Annotated in this window: 20 protein-coding genes and 1 tRNA gene; 2 read left to right on the top strand and 19 right to left on the bottom strand. The window is 72.6% G+C overall.

The window, feature by feature from the left end; genetic code table 11:
* Positions 1-8 precede the first annotated feature (8 nt).
* The 9 genes from AW16_RS0100215 to pdxT all read right to left on the bottom strand — a co-directional run bounded on the left by AW16_RS0100215 (position 9) and on the right by pdxT (position 8,076).
* A complete protein-coding gene (locus tag AW16_RS0100215) occupies positions 9-554 on the bottom strand; it encodes an adenine phosphoribosyltransferase (RefSeq protein WP_029287072.1) in 546 nt (181 codons plus the stop codon).
* Positions 551-1,642 carry a protein translocase subunit SecF gene (secF, locus tag AW16_RS0100210; protein WP_029287070.1) on the bottom strand — a complete coding sequence of 364 codons (1,092 nt, stop codon included), beginning with the start codon at positions 1,640-1,642 and terminating at the stop codon, positions 551-553. Before secF ends, AW16_RS0100215 begins: the two co-directional genes overlap by 4 nt.
* The gene (gene secD / locus AW16_RS0100205) at positions 1,642-3,600 is read right to left on the bottom strand and encodes a protein translocase subunit SecD (RefSeq protein ID WP_029287069.1); all 1,959 of its coding nucleotides are present in this window, start codon (positions 3,598-3,600) and stop codon (positions 1,642-1,644) included. Before secD ends, secF begins: the two co-directional genes overlap by 1 nt.
* Positions 3,601-3,693: 93 nt before the next feature.
* Positions 3,694-4,110: a preprotein translocase subunit YajC gene (gene yajC, locus AW16_RS0100200; RefSeq protein ID WP_231495895.1), complete on the bottom strand. Its 417-nt coding sequence runs from the start codon at positions 4,108-4,110 to the stop codon at positions 3,694-3,696.
* Between the two features lie 118 nt (positions 4,111-4,228).
* On the bottom strand, positions 4,229-5,275 hold the full coding sequence (gene ruvB / locus AW16_RS0100195; protein ID WP_029287065.1) for a Holliday junction branch migration DNA helicase RuvB: 1,047 nt from the start codon (positions 5,273-5,275) through the stop codon (positions 4,229-4,231).
* 40 nt (positions 5,276-5,315) lie between these two features.
* Positions 5,316-5,930 carry a Holliday junction branch migration protein RuvA gene (gene ruvA / locus AW16_RS0100190; protein WP_029287063.1) on the bottom strand — a complete coding sequence of 205 codons (615 nt, stop codon included), beginning with the start codon at positions 5,928-5,930 and terminating at the stop codon, positions 5,316-5,318.
* Between the two features lie 103 nt (positions 5,931-6,033).
* A complete protein-coding gene (gene ruvC, locus AW16_RS0100185; protein WP_029287061.1) occupies positions 6,034-6,600 on the bottom strand; it encodes a crossover junction endodeoxyribonuclease RuvC in 567 nt (188 codons plus the stop codon).
* Between the two features lie 102 nt (positions 6,601-6,702).
* The gene (locus AW16_RS0100180) at positions 6,703-7,458 is read right to left on the bottom strand and encodes a YebC/PmpR family DNA-binding transcriptional regulator (RefSeq protein WP_029287059.1); all 756 of its coding nucleotides are present in this window, start codon (positions 7,456-7,458) and stop codon (positions 6,703-6,705) included.
* Between the two features lie 9 nt (positions 7,459-7,467).
* A complete protein-coding gene (gene pdxT, locus AW16_RS0100175) occupies positions 7,468-8,076 on the bottom strand; it encodes a pyridoxal 5'-phosphate synthase glutaminase subunit PdxT (protein WP_029287057.1) in 609 nt (202 codons plus the stop codon).
* 66 nt (positions 8,077-8,142) lie between these two features.
* Here pdxT and kynU point away from each other — a divergent pair, with 66 nt between their 5' ends.
* Positions 8,143-9,381, top strand: coding sequence for a kynureninase (gene kynU / locus AW16_RS0100170; protein WP_029287056.1), 1,239 nt, complete (start codon positions 8,143-8,145; stop codon positions 9,379-9,381).
* A gap of 18 nt (positions 9,382-9,399) precedes the next feature.
* Here the strand turns inward: kynU and AW16_RS0100165 are convergent, their stop codons facing one another.
* The 9 genes from AW16_RS0100165 to AW16_RS0100125 form a co-directional block, all read right to left on the bottom strand.
* The gene (locus AW16_RS0100165; RefSeq protein ID WP_081861377.1) at positions 9,400-10,029 is read right to left on the bottom strand and encodes an NUDIX domain-containing protein; all 630 of its coding nucleotides are present in this window, start codon (positions 10,027-10,029) and stop codon (positions 9,400-9,402) included.
* Entirely contained in the window at positions 10,026-10,946 is a 921-nt protein-coding gene (gene pdxS, locus AW16_RS0100160) for a pyridoxal 5'-phosphate synthase lyase subunit PdxS (protein WP_029287052.1), read from the bottom strand. The genes AW16_RS0100165 and pdxS overlap by 4 nt, the downstream gene beginning before the upstream one ends.
* 119 nt (positions 10,947-11,065) lie before the next feature.
* A complete protein-coding gene (locus AW16_RS0100155) occupies positions 11,066-11,737 on the bottom strand; it encodes a hypothetical protein (RefSeq protein WP_029287051.1) in 672 nt (223 codons plus the stop codon).
* Positions 11,734-12,930: a glycosyltransferase family 4 protein gene (locus AW16_RS0100150; RefSeq protein ID WP_197021521.1), complete on the bottom strand. Its 1,197-nt coding sequence runs from the start codon at positions 12,928-12,930 to the stop codon at positions 11,734-11,736. Before AW16_RS0100150 ends, AW16_RS0100155 begins: the two co-directional genes overlap by 4 nt.
* A 14-nt stretch (positions 12,931-12,944) precedes the next feature.
* Positions 12,945-13,889 (bottom strand): phosphatidylinositol mannoside acyltransferase, encoded by a 945-nt coding sequence (locus AW16_RS0100145; protein ID WP_029287047.1) that lies wholly within the window; start codon positions 13,887-13,889, stop codon positions 12,945-12,947.
* A complete protein-coding gene (gene pgsA / locus AW16_RS0100140) occupies positions 13,886-14,497 on the bottom strand; it encodes a phosphatidylinositol phosphate synthase (protein WP_029287045.1) in 612 nt (203 codons plus the stop codon). The genes AW16_RS0100145 and pgsA overlap by 4 nt, the downstream gene beginning before the upstream one ends.
* Before the next feature lie 19 nt (positions 14,498-14,516).
* A complete protein-coding gene (locus tag AW16_RS0100135) occupies positions 14,517-15,050 on the bottom strand; it encodes an HIT domain-containing protein (RefSeq protein WP_051681564.1) in 534 nt (177 codons plus the stop codon).
* A 49-nt stretch (positions 15,051-15,099) separates the two neighbouring features.
* Positions 15,100-17,115, bottom strand: coding sequence for a threonine--tRNA ligase (thrS, locus tag AW16_RS0100130; RefSeq protein WP_029287041.1), 2,016 nt, complete (start codon positions 17,113-17,115; stop codon positions 15,100-15,102).
* 188 nt (positions 17,116-17,303) lie between these two features.
* Positions 17,304-17,378 (bottom strand) — tRNA-Val (locus AW16_RS0100125).
* Positions 17,379-17,696: 318 nt separating this feature from the next.
* On the opposite strand from AW16_RS0100125, the gene AW16_RS0100120 reads away from it, so the two are divergent.
* Positions 17,697-18,125, top strand: coding sequence for an SsgA family sporulation/cell division regulator (locus AW16_RS0100120; protein ID WP_029287039.1), 429 nt, complete (start codon positions 17,697-17,699; stop codon positions 18,123-18,125).
* 79 nt (positions 18,126-18,204) lie between these two features.
* Here the strand turns inward: AW16_RS0100120 and AW16_RS0100115 are convergent, their stop codons facing one another.
* Positions 18,205-19,056: an aminotransferase class IV gene (locus AW16_RS0100115; RefSeq protein WP_029287037.1), complete on the bottom strand. Its 852-nt coding sequence runs from the start codon at positions 19,054-19,056 to the stop codon at positions 18,205-18,207.
* Positions 19,057-19,058: the final 2 nt, after the last annotated feature.

Raw genomic sequence — 19,058 nt, 5'->3', positions numbered from 1 at the left:
TCCGGGTCTCAGGGGACGGTGACGATGGCGCTCACGTCGTGGCCCTCGAGCCGGCCGCGCCCGCCCAGGGCCTCGATCTCGACGAGGAACGAGAGCGCGACGACGCTCGCGCCGCAGCGTTCGAGCAGCCGCACCGTCGCCGCGGCGGTCCCGCCGGTCGCGAGCACGTCGTCGACGACGAGCACGCGCGCGCCGGCCCGCACGGTCGCGGGGTGGATCTCGACGGTCGCCGAGCCGTACTCGAGCGCGTAGCTCTCGGCCAGCACCGGCCCCGGGAGCTTGCCCGCCTTGCGCACGGGCACCAGCCCGGCGCCCAGCGCCACCGCGATGGGTGCCGCGAGCAGGAACCCGCGCGCCTCCATCCCGGCGACGAGGTCGACCGGGCCGGCCGCCCGAGCCATCGCCGCGACGACGTCCGCGAGGGCGTCCGCGTCGGCGAGCAGCGGCGTGATGTCGCGGAACAGGACCCCCGGCTCGGGGTAGTCCGGCACCAGCCGGACCAGCTCGTCGACGCGCTGCGCCGCGAGCGCGGGCTCGGGGGTCCTGCCGCTCACTTCTTGCGCTTCTTCGGCTGCGCACCCTGCCCCTGGTGCGCACCCGGCCGCAGCTGTCCGGCCGAGCGGACCACACCGGCGAGCTCCTGCTCGTCCACGCCCTCGGTACCGCTCGCGCCGCGCGCCGCGAGCACCTTGCGCGTGTGGTCGCGGATCGCGGGCTCACGCTCACGCAGCGTGACCTCGAGCGGCGTGGCCAGGAAGATCGACGAGAACGTGCCGATGAGCATGCCGACGAACAGCGCGAGCGCGATGTCGCGCAGCGTGCCGGCGCCCAGGATCGCAGCGCCGACGAACAGGATCGCGCTCACGGGCAGCAGTGCCACCACCGAGGTGTTGATCGAGCGGACCAGCGTCTGGTTGACCGCGAGGTTCGCCTTCTCCGCGTAGGTGAACCGCGACTGGTCAAGGGTGTCCGCGGTGTTCTCACGGACCTTGTCGAACACCACGACCGTGTCGTAGATCGAGTACCCGAGGATCGTCAGGAACCCGATGACCGTCGCCGGTGTGACCTCCCAGCCGACCGCCGCGTACACGCCCACCGTGATGATCAGGTCGTGGAACAGGGCGACCAGACCCGCGATCGCCATCCGCCAGTTGCGGAAGTAGATCGTCATGACCACGGTCACGAACAGCAGGAAGACAAGGATGCCCTTGATCGCCTTCTGCGAGATGTCCTTGCCCCAGGTCGGGCCGATGAAGGCGGTCGCGACGTCGTCCTCCGACACGTCGAACGACGTCATGAGCGCCTGCTTGACGTCCTGCACCTGGTCGTCGGTCAGCTCGGCGGTCTGGATCCGCAGCGAGTCGCTCCCGAGCTTGGTCACCTCGGGCGACTCGTCGGGCTGGACGGACTTCACCGTGTCGATCGCGAGCTGCTGCTGCGACGTGTCGATGTTCGACACGATGAACTGTGAGCCGCCCTTGAACTCGATGCCCGGGTTCAGGCCCGGCTTGACGAGCAGGATGCACGAGATCACGACGAGCACCGCCGAGATCGAGTACCAGATCCGACGACGGCCGACGATGTCGTACGACCGACGCCCCGTGTAGAGGTCGTTGCCCCACTGGGCGAAGCCGGCGGCCATCAGTGCTCACTCCCGTCGGTGCGCCCGGAGGCGTCGTCGTCCGTTGCCGCGTCCGCGGCCGCGCTCTCGTCGGCCTCGGAGGCAGCGCCGCGCTCCTGCTCGGCCTGTGCGGCGCGCTGCGCCGCACGCCGCTCGGCGATCGTCATGCCTGCCGTGCTCACGCCGCCGACCGTGGCCGGGACCGGCGTCCGCGTGGGCGCCGCGTCGGGGACGTCGTCACCCGGTGCGTCCGGCATGCCGTCCGAGGACGAGCGCGGGCCGGTGACGACCTTGCCGCGCCCGACGTACCGCGTGCCGGGCACCCCGAGCCGGCGCGGGTCGAGACCCGAGAGGCGGTGGCCCTGCGAGAAGAACTTCGTGCGCGCGAGCAGCTCCATCATCGGGTGCGTGAACATGAACACCACGAGCACGTCGATGATCGTCGTCAGGCCGAGCGTGAACGCGAAGCCCTTAACGCCTCCGACGGCCAGCTTCAAGAGCACGGCAGCCGCGAGGAGGTTGACCGCGTCCGACGCCAGGATCGTGCGCTTGGCGCGCGACCACCCTCGCTCGACGGCCGTGCCGAGCGTCCGGCCCTCGCGCAGCTCGTCGCGGATGCGCTCGAAGTACACGATGAACGAGTCCGCGGTGATACCGATCGCGACGATCAGACCCGTCACCCCGGGCAGCGACAGTCGGTAGCCCATTCCCCACGACAGCAGCGTGATCGTGCCGTACGTCAGCACCGCGGCGACGACGAGCGAGCCCACCGTGAGCAGGCCGAGCGTCCGGTACTGCAGCAGCGAGTAGAGCACGACGAGGATCAGGCCGATGAGGCCCGCGAGCATGCCCTTCTGGAGCTGGTCGGCGCCGAGCGTCGCGGAGATCTGCTCCTCGCTCTGCACCTCGAAAGCCATGGGCAGCGAGCCGAAGTTGAGCTGGTTGGCCAGGCTCGCGGCACTCTCACGCGTGAACGACCCCGAGATCTCGGCCTCGCCGTTCGGGATGACCCCGTTGACGGAGGGGGCGGACACCACGAGACCGTCGAGCACGATGCCGAACTGGTTCTTCGGCGACTCCTCGGTGTACAGCCGCTCGGTCACGTCGGAGAACTGGCTCGTGCCCGTCTTGTCGAACTTGAGCTGCACGATCCACTCGTTGCCGACCTGGCCGTTCTGCAGCGTGTTCAGGCCGGAGGTGGCCGACGCGATGTGCTTCCCCTCGACCTCGACCGGACCGAGGATGTACTTGGCGAGGCCCTGCTGCTGGCACGTGACGAACGCCTTGTCCGCGTCGCCGTTCACGCCACCGGTGAGGTTCTTCTGGTCGGTGCAGTCGAGCTTGTCGAACTGCTCCTGCACCGCGGGCGTCACGTAGTAGTCCGAGTCGCTCGCGTTGTCCGGCGCCGCCTTGGTCGACGTCGTCGCGGCCGGCGTCGGCTCGGCGGTCGCCGACTCGGTCGGCTCGCTGGTCGGCTCGCTGGTCGGCTCTGTGGTCGGCTCCGTCGTCGCGTCGCCCGACGCACCCGCGGTCGCGTCCGCGGTCGGCGTCGCGCTGGGGCTCGCCGTCGCGTCGTCGGTGGTCGGCGTCGGCGCCGCCTCCGCGAGCACGGGACGGAACTCCATCTGCGCGGACGTCTTGACGAGCTTGAGCGTGTCCTCGCTCGGCTTGCCCGGCAGGCCGACGACGATCAGGTTGGAGCCCTGCGTGGTGATCTCGGCCTCGGCGACGCCCGAGGCGTCGACACGCTGACGCATGACGTCGATCGCCTGGTTCATCTGCGTGGAGGTGGGCGTGGTGGCCGAGACCGCGCGGAGCACGATCTGCGTGCCGCCCTCGAGGTCGAGCGCGAGCTTGGGCGTCCAGCTCGCGTCGGACCACTTGACGCCCGCGGCGATGGCGCCGAAGACCAGGGCGATGATCGCGCCCAGCACGACGAGCGTGCGGACGGGCCGGTTACGGCGTGTAGGAGGAGCCAACGGAGTTTCTTCTCTCGTGCGCGCACTGGCGCGCGGGCGCGCCGGTGGGGTCGGGACCCGCTCTCGCCAGGGACAGGAGCGGGTCGCGTGCGATTACTTGTCGTCGTCCTTGCGGTTCTCGCCGGTGTCGAGGGACGAGATGTCGTCCGGGACCTCGACCTCGGACTCGTCGTCGGTGAGGTCGTTCTCTGCCTCGACGGGCGGCTCGATCTTCTTGGCGATCGCCGCGCGGATCCAGCGCGTGCGGGCGCCGCCGGGCTCGGACTCGAGCCACACGACGTCGTCGTCGACGTCGACGACCGTGCCGAACAGTCCGGAACCCGTCATGACCTCGTCGCCTGCCGTGAGGTTGTTGCGGAACTCCGCCTGCTGCTTCTGCATCTTGCGCGAGCGTCGGGACATCAGCCAGAAGGCACCCACCGCGAGGACGAGGATGAGCAGGAACGACAGGTTGCTGCCGCCACCGCCGGTGCTCTGGGCGGCGGCGGTCACGTCGGCGTGGAAGGTCACTTCGGTTCCTCACGGGTCGGTCGTATCGGCGGAAGTCTAGGCGCAGCGGCCCGCCGCTCCAACGCGCGACCACGCGCGGCGGTTCCCGCGCCCCTGACCTGCCCGGCGTGGACGGGTCTCAGGCGAACAACGTGTCCTGGTCGCGGGGGGCGTCCAGGCCGAGGTGAGCCCACGCCGCGGGCAGCGCGACGCGACCACGTGGGGTGCGCCCGACCAGGCCCTCGCGCACCAGGAACGGCTCCGCGACGGTCTCCACCGTCTCCGGCTCCTCTCCCACCGCGACGGCGAGCGTCGTGAGCCCGACGGGCCCGCCGCCGAACCGCGTGCACAGGGCCTGGAGCACAGAGCGGTCGAGCCGGTCGAGACCGCGTTCGTCGACCTCGTACACCTCGAGCGCCGCGCGGGCCGCGGCCAGGCTCATGGTGCCGTCGCCGCGGACCTCCGCCCAGTCGCGCACACGCCGCAGCAGCCGGTTGGCGATGCGCGGCGTCCCGCGCGAGCGCGAGGCGATCTCGGCCGCGGCCGCGTGCTCGAGCGGTACGTCCAGCAACCCCGCCGAGCGCGAGAGCACGCGCTCGAGCTCGTCGCTCGCGTAGAAGTCGAGGTGCCCGGTGAACCCGAACCTGTCGCGCAGCGGCGCGGGCAGCAGGCCAGCGCGCGTGGTCGCGCCGACGACCGTGAACGGCGGCAGCGCGAGCGGGATCGCGCTCGCGCCCGCACCCTTGCCCACCACGACGTCGACCCGGAAGTCCTCCATCGCGACGTACAGCAGCTCCTCCGCGGGTCGCGCGAGGCGGTGGATCTCGTCGATGAACAGCACCTCGCCCTCCTCGAGCGAGGACAGCACGGCCGCCAGGTCCCCCGCGTGCTGGATCGCGGGACCGCTCGTGACGCGCAGGGACGTGCCGAGCTCGGCGGCGATGATCATGGCCAGCGTCGTCTTGCCCAGCCCCGGCGGTCCGGACAGCAGCACGTGGTCCGGCGTCCGGCCCCGCGCGCGGGCGGCCTGCAGCACGAGCGAGAGCTGGTCGCGCACGACGCGCTGCCCGACGAACTCGTCCAGGCTCCGCGGCCGCAGCGCCGCCTCGGCGGCCCGCTCGACGTCGTCGGCGCCGGAGCGCACGAGCGACTCGGCGGCGAAGCGCTCGGTCACGAGCTCGGTCACGAGCTCCGTGTCGCGTTCGTCCGCCCTCTCGGCGCGCTCGTCAGCCACGCCCACCTCCCAGGGTCCGCAGCGCGGCGCGCAGCACGCCCGCCACCTCGTCGTCGCCGACGGGCGCGTCCGCGCTCGCGAGGACGGTGGTCACGGCGTCGTCGGCGGCGCGGGCGTTCCACCCGAGTCCCACCAGCGCCTCGACGACCTGGTCGCGTCGGTCCCCCGCGCGCACCGGCGCCGCACCCGCGGCGGACGACGGCGCGGGTGACCCGAGCCGGTCCCTGAGCTCGAGCACGATGCGCTGCGCACCCTTGCGTCCGATGCCGGGCACCCGTTCGAGCGCCTTGAGGTCCTCGTCGGCGACCGCGCGACGCAGGCCCTCGGGCGTGTGCACCGCGAGCATCGCGAGCGCGAGCCGCGGACCGACCCCGCTCACCGTCTGCACGGTCTCGAACACCTCGCGCTCGTCGTCGTCGGCGAACCCGAACAGCGTGAGCGAGTCCTCGCGCACGACGAGCGAGGTGTGCAGCGTCGCGGTCGACCCAGCCCGCAGGCCCGCGAGGGTCGCGGGCGTCGCCTGCACGAGCATCCCGACCCCGCCCACCTCGACCACCGCCGAGTCGAGCCGCACGCCCAGCACCGTCCCGCGCACCGACGCGATCACCGCTCACCTCCGAGGAGAACCACCCGGCCCGCACGGCCGGCGCGGCCTACTCTCGCACACGTACGAACATCTGTACGACGACGCGCCGCGCACCCGGTGCGTGTCACCGCGGCGACCGCGCCGCCTGCTCCGCGGCGGCCCACGCGCGCTGCGCGGCCGTGAGGGAGCCGGGTGCCCGCTGCGGGGCGCCGAGAGCACCGGCCGGGCGCCACAGGTGGCAGATCGCGAGCGCGAGCGCGTCCGCGGCGTCGGCCGGCCGAGGCGCCTCGTCGAGCCCGAGCAGGCGCGTGACCATCGTCGCGACCTGCGCCTTGTCCGCCCGGCCGTTGCCCGTGACCGCCGCCTTGACCTCCGACGGCGTGTGCAGCGCGACGGGGATCCGACGACGCGCCGCGGCGACCATGGCGATGCCCGCGACCTGCGCGGTCCCCATGACCGTGCGGACGTTGTGCTGCGCGAACACCCGCTCGATCGCCACGGTGTCCGGCGCGTGCCGCTCGAGCCACTCCTCGAGCTGCGCCTCGATCGCGAGCAGCCGCTGGTCCACGTCCAGGGCCGGGTCGGACCGCGCGACCCCCACGGCGACCATCGTCGAGCGGCGCGACGGCAGCCCGTCCACGACGCCGAGGCCGCAGCGGGTCAGGCCTGGGTCGACACCGAGCACGCGCACCGCCCCATCGTCGCCGGGACGCGGACGCGAGAACGGGACCGCCACGCGCACGTGGGGTCCCGTTCTCGTCACAGCGCCTGACGGCGCGAGGGCGGCGCGAGGTCAGTCGTCCTCGAGCTCTGCCATGACCTCGTCGGAGGCGTCGAAGTTGGCGTAGACGTTCTGCACGTCGTCCGAGTCCTCGAGCGCGTCGATCAGGCGCAGGATCTTGCGGGCACCCTCGGCGTCGACCTCGATCTGCGTCGCGGGCCAGAACACCACGTCGGCGGAGTCGTACTCGATGCCGGCCTCCTGCAGCGCGGTCCGGACGGGAACCAGGTCGGTCGCCTCGCTCAGCACCTCGAACTGCTCGCCGATGTCGGTGACCTCCTCGCCACCGGCCTCGAGCACGGCCTCCATGACGGCGTCCTCGTCGGTGCCCTCCTTGGGGACGATGACGACGCCCTTGCGGGAGAACAGGTACGAGACCGAGCCCGGGTCGGCCATCTGGCCGCCGTTGCGCGTGAACGCGACGCGCACGTCGGACGCGGCGCGGTTCCGGTTGTCGGTGAGGCACTCGACGAGCACGGCGATGCCGCCGGGGCCGTAGCCCTCGTACATGATCGTCGTGTAGTCGGCGCCACCGGCCTCCTGGCCGGACCCACGCTTGACCGCACGGTTGATGTTGTCGATCGGGACCGAGCTCTTCTTCGCCTTCTGGACCGCGTCGTAGAGCGTGGGGTTGCCCGCCAGGTCACCGCCACCCGTGCGGGCGGCCACCTCGATGTTCTTGATCAGCTTCGCGAACAGCTTGCTTCGCTTGGCGTCGACCACGGCCTTCTTGTGCTTGGTGGTGGCCCACTTGGAGTGACCCGACATCGGCTGCGCCTACCCCTGGCTCTCGGAGACGATCTGGACGAACAGACGGTGCACCCGGGTGTCCCCGGTGACCTCTGGATGGAAGGACGTCACGAGGAGCGGACCCTGGCGGACCGCGACGATCCTACCGGCGGCAGGGCCGGACTCCACCCGGCCGACGATCTTCGCGGCCGGACCGACCTCCTCGACCCACGGCGCACGGATGAACACGGCGTGCATCGGGCCGTCGTCGACGCCGTCGATCGTCAGGTCGGTCTCGAACGAGTCGACCTGCCGTCCGAACGCGTTGCGCCGCACGGTGACGTCGACGCCGCCGAGCGTGCGCTGCCCCTCGATGCCGCCCAGCACCCGGTCCGCGAGCAGGATCATGCCCGCGCACGAGCCGTACGCCGGCATCCCCGCGCGCAGCCGGTCCTGCAGCGGAGCGAAGAGCTCGAACGCGCGCAGCAGCTTGTCGATCGTGGTCGACTCGCCGCCGGGGATCACGAGGGCGTCGACCGCGTCGAGCTCGCTGCGCCGGCGGACCGGCACCGCGGCCGCTCCGACGCTCGTGAGCGCGTGCACGTGCTCGCGCACGTCGCCCTGCAGGGCGAGGACTCCGATCGTGGGTGCTGTCACGGTCGGCCATCCTAGGTCGGGCGGGCGTCCCGGGTCGGCCGGTCCCACGGTCGTAGGCTCGCGCTCGTGAACGCCGACGACCTCCGCACCCGCGCCGCCGCCCTCGACGAGCAGCACGCGGCCACCGACCTGCGCGACAGGTTCGACCTGCCCGACGGGGTCGTCTACCTCGACGGCAACTCGCTCGGCGCGCTCCCACGCGGCGTCGCGGAGCGCGTGCGAGACGTCGTCGAGCGCGAGTGGGGCCGCGACCTCATCGCGTCGTGGAACACGCACGACTGGTGGGACGCCCCGCTGCGCGTGGGCGACCGCGTGGGCCGGCTCGTGGGTGCGGCACCCGGGCAGGTCGTCGTCGGCGAGTCGACGAGCGTCCGTCTGCACCAGGCGCTGCACGCGGCGGCCGCGATGCGCCCGCGACGCCGCACGGTGCTGACCGACCCGGGCTCGTTCCCGACCGACCTGTACATGGTGGACGCGGTCGCAGCACAGGTGGGGTGGACCGTCGAGCACGTGGTCCCGCAGGACGTGCCCGGACGCCTCGCCGGGACGGACGACGTCGCTGCCGTGCTGCTCTCGCACGTCGACTACCGCGTCGGCCGGCTGTGGGACATGGCGGGCATCACCCGAGCAGCTCACGACGCGGGTGCGCTCGCCGTCTGGGACCTGTGCCACACGGCCGGTGCGGTGCCCGTGGGCCTCGACGAGCACGGCGTCGACCTCGCGGTCGGGTGCACGTACAAGTACCTCAACGGAGGCCCGGGCTCCCCCGCGTACCTCTACGTCGCGCGACGTCACCAGGAGTCCTTCGCGAACGTCCTCGCCGGCTGGCAGGGCCACGCCGACCCGTTCGCGATGAGCCCCGGCTACCGACCGGCCACCGGGATCTCGCGCGCCCGCGTCGGGACGACGCCGATGCTGTCGCTGCTCGCGCTCGAGGCCGCGCTCGACGCGTTCGACGGCGTCGAGGTCGCGGACGTCCGCGCCCGCTCGCTCTCGCTCACCGCGTTCCTGCGCAAGTGCGTCGAGGCGCTCGTGCCGGACGTCGAGATCGCCTCCCCGCACGAGGACGCCCGCCGAGGCTCCCAGGTCGCCCTGCGGCACCCCGACGCGTACGGCGTCACGCAGGCGCTGATCGCTCGAGGCGTCGTGGGCGACTTCCGCTCACCGGACGTCGTCCGGCTGGGCGTGGCCGCGCCGTACCTGACGCACGCGCAGATGCTCACGGCGGCCCTCGAGCTCGCGGCGGTCCTGGCCGGTGGCGAGCAGCACGACGAGCGCTGGGCGGCGCGGTCGACGGTCACCTGAGCCGCGCGTCGTCGCCCGTCAGTCGCGCTGCAGCCCCAGGTGCCGCACGTTCCCGTCCCAGCCGCCGACGAGGTCTCGCACGAGATCCGCGAGCCCCTCGGGGAACACCTCGATCTCCACCGCGCCCAGGTCGTCGAGCGACCACCAGCGCATCTCGTCGAGGAGGTCCCGCTCGAGCTCGGTCCAGCGGCTGCGGTCCCCCTCGACGAAGGCCGACGCCGGCACGCGTGCGAGGAAGACCTCCTCGTCCTGGCGGCAGTGCTCGTAGAAGAAGTCGAAGATCGCGGACCGCGTCAGCACCGGTCCGACGAGGTCGCCCGCGGCCAACGCGATGCCGGTCTCCTCGAGCACCTCGCGCAGCGCGGCCTGCTCGGCGTCCTCGCCCGCGTCGATGCCGCCGCCGACGAGGAACCACCAGGACCGCTCGGGCTGGTCCGCGTCGTGCCCGCGAACGAGCAGCACGCGGTCGTGCTCGTCGAGCAGGATCACGCGCGCCGCGCGCCGGAACCGCAGGCCGTCCTCGCCCAGCACCCACTCCGGTCCGAGCGCGTGCACCGGTCCCCCGCCGGCCGACGACGGGCGCCCGGATGCGGCGGAGGCCGCGGACGGGTCGTCCGCGGCCTCCGACCGCTGCGGCGTGGTGGTCACCAGCCCCGCTCGGCGAGCCGGTGCGGCTCGGGGACGTCCTCGACGTTGATGCCGACCATGGCCTCGCCCAGGCCGCGCGAGACCTTCGCGATGACGTCGGGGTCGTCGTAGAACGTCGTCGCCTTGACGATCGCGGCGGCGCGCTGCGCCGGGTTGCCGGACTTGAAGATGCCCGAGCCGACGAAGACGCCCTCGGCACCGAGCTGCATCATCATCGCCGCATCCGCCGGCGTGGCGATGCCACCCGCGGTGAACAGCACGACCGGGAGCTTGCCCGCGGCCGCGACCTCCTTGACGAGCTCGTACGGCGCCTGCAGCTCCTTGGCCGCGACGAACAGCTCGTCCTCGGGGAGCGACGTCAGACGGCGGATCTGGTCACGCAGCGTGCGCATGTGCGTCGTCGCGTTGGAGACGTCACCCGTGCCGGCCTCGCCCTTGGAGCGGATCATCGCCGCGCCCTCGGTGATGCGGCGCAGCGCCTCGCCCAGGTTCGTCGCTCCGCAGACGAAGGGGACGGTGAACGCCCACTTGTCGATGTGGTGCTCGTAGTCCGCGGGGGTGAGCACCTCGGACTCGTCGACGTAGTCGACACCGAGCGACTGCAGGACCTGCGCCTCGACGAAGTGGCCGATGCGGGCCTTCGCCATGACGGGGATCGAGACCGCCTCGACGATGCCGTCGATGAGGTCGGGGTCGCTCATGCGCGCGACGCCGCCCTGCGCGCGGATGTCCGCCGGGACCCGCTCGAGCGCCATGACGGCGACCGCGCCGGCGTCCTCGGCGATCTTCGCCTGCTCGGCGTCGACGACGTCCATGATGACGCCGCCCTTGAGCATCTCGGCCATGCCGCGCTTGACCCGCGCGGTGCCGACGGCACCTGCGGCGGTGGGAGCGGGCTGGGTGTTCTCGCTGGTCACGTCGAGCCTCACAGATCGTGGTGCGGAAGAGGGTGCGAAAGGGGTCGGCCACGCGCGGGCGAGGCCGTCCCCGTCATCGTAGACGCAGGCCCCGGGGTGCTCCGACGTGCGTCCGAGGGTCAGGAACCGGCGTCCGCCGAGCGCACGCCGGGGCGGCCGAGAGCGTCCGGCCACTCGTCGTCGAGCTCGAGCGTCCGGGGCGACGGCGCATGCCCGGCGAGCCGGAACAGGCGTACCACCGGTCCCCGACGCACACGCAGGGTCTGCGCCACGGCCTCGTTGTGGAACCTGCGCGCGAGCTGCACGCGGTACCAGGAGGACCCGAGGTCGTCGAGCAGCTCGTCACCGCCGGGCTCGCAGCGCAGCGCCGCGACCTCGTCGGGCTCGTCGAGCACCTCGCGCAAGGTCTGGGACAGCTCGGTCTCGATGCGACCGCGCTCCCCGATGCGCTCCGAGAGCGACGAGCGTTGCACCGGTCCGGGGGCCTCGTCGGCCAGGAGCGATCGCAGCTCGGGCGGGAGCGCGGGCGACGTCTCCGCGTCGGTGCCGCCCGCCGACAGGGCCGCGCGGGCCGCCTCCCCGACGAGCACCGAGCTCACGGGGTCGAGCAGCCCGGAGGTCGCGAGCTCCGCCGCGACGGTCGCGCGCCGGACCAGCTGCGTGTCGACGACGGCACGTGCCGCACCGACCTTGCGGTGCAAGCGGTCGAGGCGGTTCGCCGCGACCCACAGCCACCAGCCGAGGAACGCGACGATCGCGATGACCAGCACCGCGGTCTCGGACCACCTCATCGCGTCTCACCCCGTCCGCGTCGCAGCTCGAGCAGCCTCGCCCCACGCAGCGACGAGGGGTCCTCGCCGACGGGTGCGTCGCGGCCGGCCACCGCCATCTCGTACACCGCGAGCACCTGGTCGGTCACGGCGGACCAGTCGTAGCGGCGCACCACCGAGCTCGCGTGCGCGACCACCTGGGCGCGGCGTGCGGGCGCCGCGAGGACCTCGACGAGCGTGCGCGCGAGGTCGGCGCTGTCACCCGTGCGGAACAGGACGCCCGCGGCGCCGTCGTCGAGCACGCGCGAGAAGGCGCCGAGGTCGCTCGCGACGACCGCCGCGCCGGCGCTCATCGCCTCGACCAGGACGATCCCGAAGCTCTCCCCGCCGGTCTGCGGCGCGACGTACACGTCGACCGAGGCGAGCAGCGCCGCCTTGTCCTCGTCGGACACGCCGCCCAGGAACTCGACCGCACCCGCGCGCTCGCCGAGCACCTCGGCGGCCTGGGCCGCCCCGCTCTCGCCGCGGCCCGCGACGAGGAACCGCGCGCCGGGCACGTGGTCGAGCACCTCGCCGACCGCACCGAGCAGCACCGGCAGACCCTTGCGGTGCTCGTCGAGCCGACCGAGGAACGCGATCGTCGGCGCCTGCGGCGTGCCGGTCCACCGCGGGTCCGGCTGCGCGTTCGCGAACGCGTCGACGTACACGCCGTTGGGGATCACGACCGCATCACCGCCGAGGTGGTCGACGAGCGTGCGGCGGGCGTCCTCCGACACCGCGATGCGCGCCGAGATCTTCTCGAGCGACTGCCGAACCAGGGGGAACGCGAGCTGCATCGAGCGCGATCGCTCGGTCGAGGTGTGGAAGGTCGCGACCACGGGTCCGTCGGCGATCCACAGCGCCAGCATCGACAGCGACGGCGTCACGGGCTCGTGCAGGTGCAGCACGTCGAACTGGCCGGCCTGGAGCCACTTGCGCGTGCGCGCCGCGGTCACCGGACCGAACGTCAGGCGCGCGACCGACCCGTTGTAGCGGACCGGGACGGCCCGTCCGGCGGCCGTCAGGTAGGGCGGGACGGGTGTGTCCTCGTCCGCGGGAGCGAGCACCGACACGTCATGACCTCGGCCGATGAGCGCCTCCGCGAGGTCGCGCACGTGGAACTGCACGCCCCCGGGCACGTCGAACGAGTACGGGCAGACGATCCCGACCCGCAGGGGCCGCCCCGTGCTCACGCGCCCTCCGCGGCGAGCGTGGCGGCGTAGCGCTCGGGGTCCAGGTCCTCGACGAAGACCTTCTGCAGCATGTGCCAGTCCTGCGGCGCGCGGACCATGTCCTGCGACAGGTCGTCGACCCACCGCTGGGTCATGACCGCGACGCGCTCGGCGCGCGGCACGTCCGGCACCTCGACCGGCGGGTGGAAACGCACGTGGATGCCCCACGGCGAGCCCGCGGCCCGGCGGCGTGCGCCGCGCAGCCGCTCGTAGGTGATCGCGGTCGCGCACAGGATCGAACCGGAGGTGATCGCGAGCGCGGCGGGCCCGGCAGCGACGCGCGCACGCCGGCCGCACAGGTCGACCTCGACTCCCTTGCTCGTCAGGTCACGGTCCGCGAGCAGCGGGATCACCGCCTTCTCCGTCCGAGCCGTGCGCACCAGGTCGCGGAAGACGTCGCCGTCGCCCAGCGCGAGGATCCGCAGGCCGATGCTCTCGCGGAACGCCAGGAACTCCTGGAAGAGCTCCTCGGGCTTGAGCCGCTCGGCCACGGTGGTCACCGGCGCGAGGTGGCGGGTCGCCCAGGCGCCCGCCAGGTCCCAGTTGCCGAGGTGGCCGAGCGCGAGCACGACCGAGCCACCCGCCTCCAGGACCGGGTCGAGGTGCTCGCGACCGCTCGTCGACACGCGGGCGTCGACCTGCTCGCGCGTGTACGAGCCGAGCCGGAACGCCTCGGCGTAGTAGCGCATGTAGGAGCGCATGCCGGTGCGCGACAGGCGCCGCACGCCGCGCGAGTCGAGGTCAGGGCGGATCCGCGCGTAGTTGGCCTCCATCCGCCGCACGCCCGAGCCGTGCCGCAGCCACGCGACGTCGGCCGCGACCGCGAAGCCCCACCGCACCAGCACGCCCGGGAGCCGCCCGGCGACGCGCCACGCGAGCGCGTACCCCTGCGCGGCGTTCACCCGTCCGTCCCGACGGCCTGGCGGCGCACCATCGCCATCCGCTGGACGACCGTGACCGCGGACGCCGCGGCGAGGAGGGCCAGCACCACGACGAGCACGACGTCCGACGCGCCGAGGCCGACGACGAACGTCGCGACCAGCACGAGCAGCAACCTGTCGGCCCGCTCCGCGATCCCGCCCGAGGCCGTCATCCCCAGCCCCTCGGCGCGTGCGCGCGCGTACGGGACGATCGACCCGAGGATCAGGCAGACGAGCGCGAGGACCGCCGCCACCCGGTCGTCACCCCCGCCCGTGAACCACAGCACGAGGCCGCCGAAGATGGCGGCGTCGGCGAACCGGTCGAGCGTCGAGTCGAGGAACGCGCCCCACGGGCCCGAGCGCCCCGCACGGCGCGCCATCACGCCGTCGAGCGAGTCGGTCAGCACGAACACCGCGATGACAAGCGTCCCGACGAGCAGGTGTCCGGTGGGGAACGCCCACAGCGCCGTCGCGACCACGACGATCGTCCCGGTGATCGTCACCGCGTCGGGCGACACCCCGGCGCGCAGCAGCGCGTCGGCCACGGGCGTGAACAGGCGCGTCATGGCACCACGCAGTCGGTTCAGCACGGCTCGATCATCCCCCGGGTCAGGCCTGGTCGGCGGCGGGCCACGCCGCCGCGAGGCGTGCGCGCGTGTCGGCGAGCAGCTCCGGCAGCGCGCGGCTGCGCCCCACGACCGGCAGGAAGTTGGAGTCGCCGGCCCACCGAGGCACGACGTGCTGGTGCAGGTGCGCCGCGATGCCGGCGCCCGCGACCTCCCCCTGGTTCATGCCCAGGTTGAAGCCGTGCGGCGCCGACACCGCGCGCAGCACGCGCATCGCGGTGCGGGTCAGCTCAGCGACCTCGACGGCCTCGTCAGGCGTCAGGTCCGTGTAGTCGGCCACGTGCCTGTACGGGCACACGAGGAGGTGCCCGGAGTTGTACGGGTACAGGTTGAGCACGACGAACGCGAGCGTCCCGCGCGCCACGACGAGGCCGTCCTCGTCGGAACCGTGCTCGACGCGGCAGAACGGGCAGCCGGGTCCAGCCTGGTCGTCGGACGGCTTGTTCTCGCCACCGATGTACGCCATCCGGTGCGGCGTCCACAGCCGCTCGAACCCGTCCGGCACGCCTGCGAGCATGCCCGCGGGCTCGACCGGGACGTCAGGCTCGAGCGGGACGTCGGGCACGTCAGACCTGCACGCGGTCGCGCACCGCGGCGACGATGCGCTCGACCGCCTCGGCCACGGGCACGCCGTTGTCCTGGCGCCCGTCGCGGTAGCGGAACGACACCGCTCCGGCCTCGGCATCCTCGCCGCCCGCGATGAGCACGAACGGGATCTTCTGCGTCGAGGCGTTGCGGATCTTCTTGCCGAAGCGGTCGTCGCTGCGGTCCAGGTCGGCCCGGATCCCCTGGGCACGCAGCTGCGCCACGACGTCCTCGAGGTACGGCTCGAACGGCTCGGCGACGGGCACCGCGAGCACCTGCACGGGCGCGAGCCACGCCGGGAACGCACCCGCGTAGTGCTCGGTCAGCACGGCGAAGAACCGCTCGATCGAGCCGAACAGCGCGCGGTGGATCATCACCGGGCGCTGCCGGCTCCCGTCGGGCGCGGTGTACTCGAGCTCGAACCGCTCGGGGAGGTTGAAGTCGAGCTGGATGGTCGACATCTGCCAGGTGCGGCCGATCGCGTCCTTCGCCTGGACCGAGATCTTGGGGCCGTAGAACGCCGCGCCACCCGGGTCCGGGACCAGCTCGAGCCCCGACGCGGTCGCGACCTCGCGGAGCGTCTCGGTCGCCTCCTCCCAGGTCGCGTCGTCGCCCACGGACTTCTCGGGGTTCTTGGTCGACAGCTCGAGGTAGAAGTCGTCGAGCCCGTAGTCCTTGAGCAGGTCGAGCACGAACGTCAGGAGGCTGGCGAGCTCGTCCTTCATCTGCTCACGGGTGCAGTAGATGTGCGCGTCGTCCTGCGTGAAGCCGCGCGCCCGGGTCATGCCGTGCACGACGCCCGACTTCTCGTACCGGTACACGGTGCCGAACTCGAAGAGCCGCAGCGGGAGCTCGCGGTAGGAGCGGCCGCGCGCGGCGAACACGAGGTTGTGCATCGGGCAGTTCATGGGCTTGAGGTAGTAGTTCTGGCCCTGCTTGCGCACGTTGCCGTCGGCGTCGCGCTCCTCGTCGAGCTGCATGGGCGGGTACATGCCGTCGGCGTACCAGTCCAGGTGGCCCGAGATCTGGAACAGCTGCTCCTTGGTGATGTGCGGGGTGTTGACGAACGAGTACCCCGCCTCGACGTGCCGGCGCCGGCTGTAGTGCTCCATCTCCATGCGGATCAGGCCGCCCTTGGGGTGGAACACCGCGAGGCCCGAGCCGATCTCCTCCGGGAAGGAGAACAGGTCGAGCTCGCTGCCCAGACGCCGGTGGTCACGGCGCTCGGCCTCGGCCAGCCGGTCGAGGTACGCCTTCATCTCGTCCTTGGACGGCCACGCGGTGCCGTACACGCGCTGCAGCTGCGGGTTCTTCTCGCTGCCCCGCCAGTACGCGGCGGCGCTGCGCATGAGCTGGAAGCCGTTGCCGATCAGACGGGTCGAGGGCAGGTGCGGCCCCCGGCACAGGTCCTGCCAGACGACCGCCTCGCTCTCGCGTCCCGCACCGCGCACGTTCTGGTAGATCGAGAGCCCGCCGAGGCCCACCTCGACCGACGCACCGTCCGCCGCGCCAGGATCGCCCTTGAGGCCGATCAGCTCGAGCTTGTACGGCTCGTCCCGCAGCTCCTCGCGCGCCTGCGCCTCGGTGACGTCCCAGCGCCGGAAGGTCTGGCCCTCCTTGACGATGCGGCCCATGACCTTCTCGATCTCGCGCAGGTCCTCGGGCGTGAACGGGGTCTCGACGTCGAAGTCGTAGTAGAAGCCGTCGGTGATGGGCGGGCCGATGCCGAGCTTCGCGGTGGGGTTGACCTCCTGCACGGCCTGCGCGAGGACGTGCGCGGCCGAGTGCCGCAGCACCGCGAGGCCGTCGGGCTCGTGCACGCTCACGGGCTCGACGACTGCCGCGTCGGCCGGGATAGGCAGGTGCAGGTCCCGCAGCTCGCCGTCGACGCGCACCACGACGACGTCGCGCCGGTCGCGGAACAGGTCGGTACCCGTCGTGCCCTGCTCCACCGTGGTCGCGGTTCCGTCGACGGTGAGGGCGATCTGCTCGGGCACGGTCCTGGCCTCCGGTCTCGTGGTCGGTCCGTCGCGGTCGACGGGCCGCGGTCGATGCTACCGGCGAGCGCGCGAGCCGCTCACGCGGATACCTCGCCGTGCGAGCGGGCATCGGCCCACGAACGGGCCGTCGCGCAGGCCAGGGCCGAGCACGACGAAGGCCCCGACCGTACGGTCGGGGCCTTCGATGGTGGGCGATACTGGGTTCGAACCAGTGACCTCCTCGGTGTGAACGAGGCGCTCTACCACTGAGCCAATCGCCCGCCGCGGGCGACGGATCGCCCACGTGGTCGTCACCCTCAGGCGACGGCTACGAATGCTACCCACATCCCGGCGAGATTCCGAACCGGGCCTGGTCCGGGAGCATGACGACGCGACGAACTGGACCGATGCTCGCGAGAGAGCGGTCCCCCACGCTCAAGTGCCACCTTCGATGTGCCGAAACCAGGAGGTAGCACCTAGCCGCACGCGGACGCGTACGGGTGAACATGCCTCGTACAGCGGTCCAAATCGGCCCTCTCGCTGCCATGATGGGACCTCCAGCCCTTGTCGAAGCAGTTCTTCCCCCGAAGGAGGACCCGATGACGCCCCAGCCGTACGACGTCGTCGAGGTCGTCGCCATGCAGCTCATCGGCTCCGACGCGAGCGTCGTCCCGGTGAGTGCCGAGCTGTCATTCCGTACGAGCGACCCCTACACCGTGCGCGCCGTCTTCACGGGTCCGCACACGATGTCGACCTGGCTCATCGGCCGCGAGCTGCTGTCCCTCGGGATGCACGCCACGTCCGACGTCCCGGCGGGCACGGGGGACGTGCAGGTCTGGCGCGACGAAGACCCCGACTACGCTCTCGTGTCGCTCAGCGGCGTCGAGGGCAGCGCCCTGCTCGCGGCACCCAGCGAGCCCATCGTCCGGTTCCTCGCGGCGACGGAGGCCCTCGTGCCTCTGGGTACCGAGAGCGACCGGATGGAGTCCGAGATCACGGCACTCATCGCGGCGCTCCTGACCGCCTGAGCCACCGTCACACACGACCGGTTCCGCAACGGCGCGGGGCCGGTCGTCGCACGTCCGGGACCAGGCGCCCCCGCCGCTGTCAGGGGTCGACGTCGAGCGCGGCCCGCTGCTCGAACAGCCGCTGCACCTCGAGGGACAGCTCACCGGCGGCCACCTCGGTGCCGTCGAGGCGCACCACGGGCGACACGTTGCGGATCGAGCCCGTGAGCGTGAGGTGCGCGGCACCGGCGACGACCTCGTCGAGGACGTCGTAGGCGAGGTCCTCCTCGGCGACCGGCAGGCCCGCGTCCGCACCCCACTCGAGCACCAGCTCGCGCGTGATCCCGGCGAGGCACCCGCTCGAGAGCGGGGGCGTCACGAGCCGACCGTCGCGCTCGACGAGCACGTTCGAGGCGGTCCCCTCGCACAGCCGGCCGACGGTGTTGGCGAGGACGGCCTCGTCGGCACCCTGCTCCTGCGCCCGGGCGAGCGCGACGACGTTCTCCGCGTACGACGTCGTCTTGAGCCCCGCCACCGCGGAGCGCTCGTTGCGCACCCACGGCACCCGGACGGCGCGCGACGTCTCCGAGCGCACCGCCGGTCCCGCGAGCACGAGCACCGTCGGACGCTGCTCGTCGGGCGCGAGCCGGTTCGACCCGAGCGGACCCGGTCCCCCGGTGTACGTGACGCGCAGCCGTCCTGCGTCGGGGAGCGCGCCCAGCACCGCGTCGACGGCCGTGCGCACCTCGTCCTCGTCGGGCTCCGGCAGCCCGAGCCCGCGCGCCGAGCGACCGAGCCGTGCCAGGTGCCGCGTCAGGGCGAACGCCCGGCCGCCGTACACCGCGCACGTCTCGAAGGCCCCGTCGCCCACGGTGAGGCCGTGGTCGACGCCTCGCACGACGAGGTCGTCGGCAGCGTGCAGCCTTCCCGCGGACCAGATCACGACGCTCATCG

It is taken from the genome of Cellulomonas sp. HZM (assembly GCF_000708885.1).
Lineage (GTDB): Bacteria > Actinomycetota > Actinomycetes > Actinomycetales > Cellulomonadaceae > Cellulomonas.
Note: the sequence above shows the minus strand (reverse complement) of the source record. Positions and strands in the feature narration are given on the sequence as shown.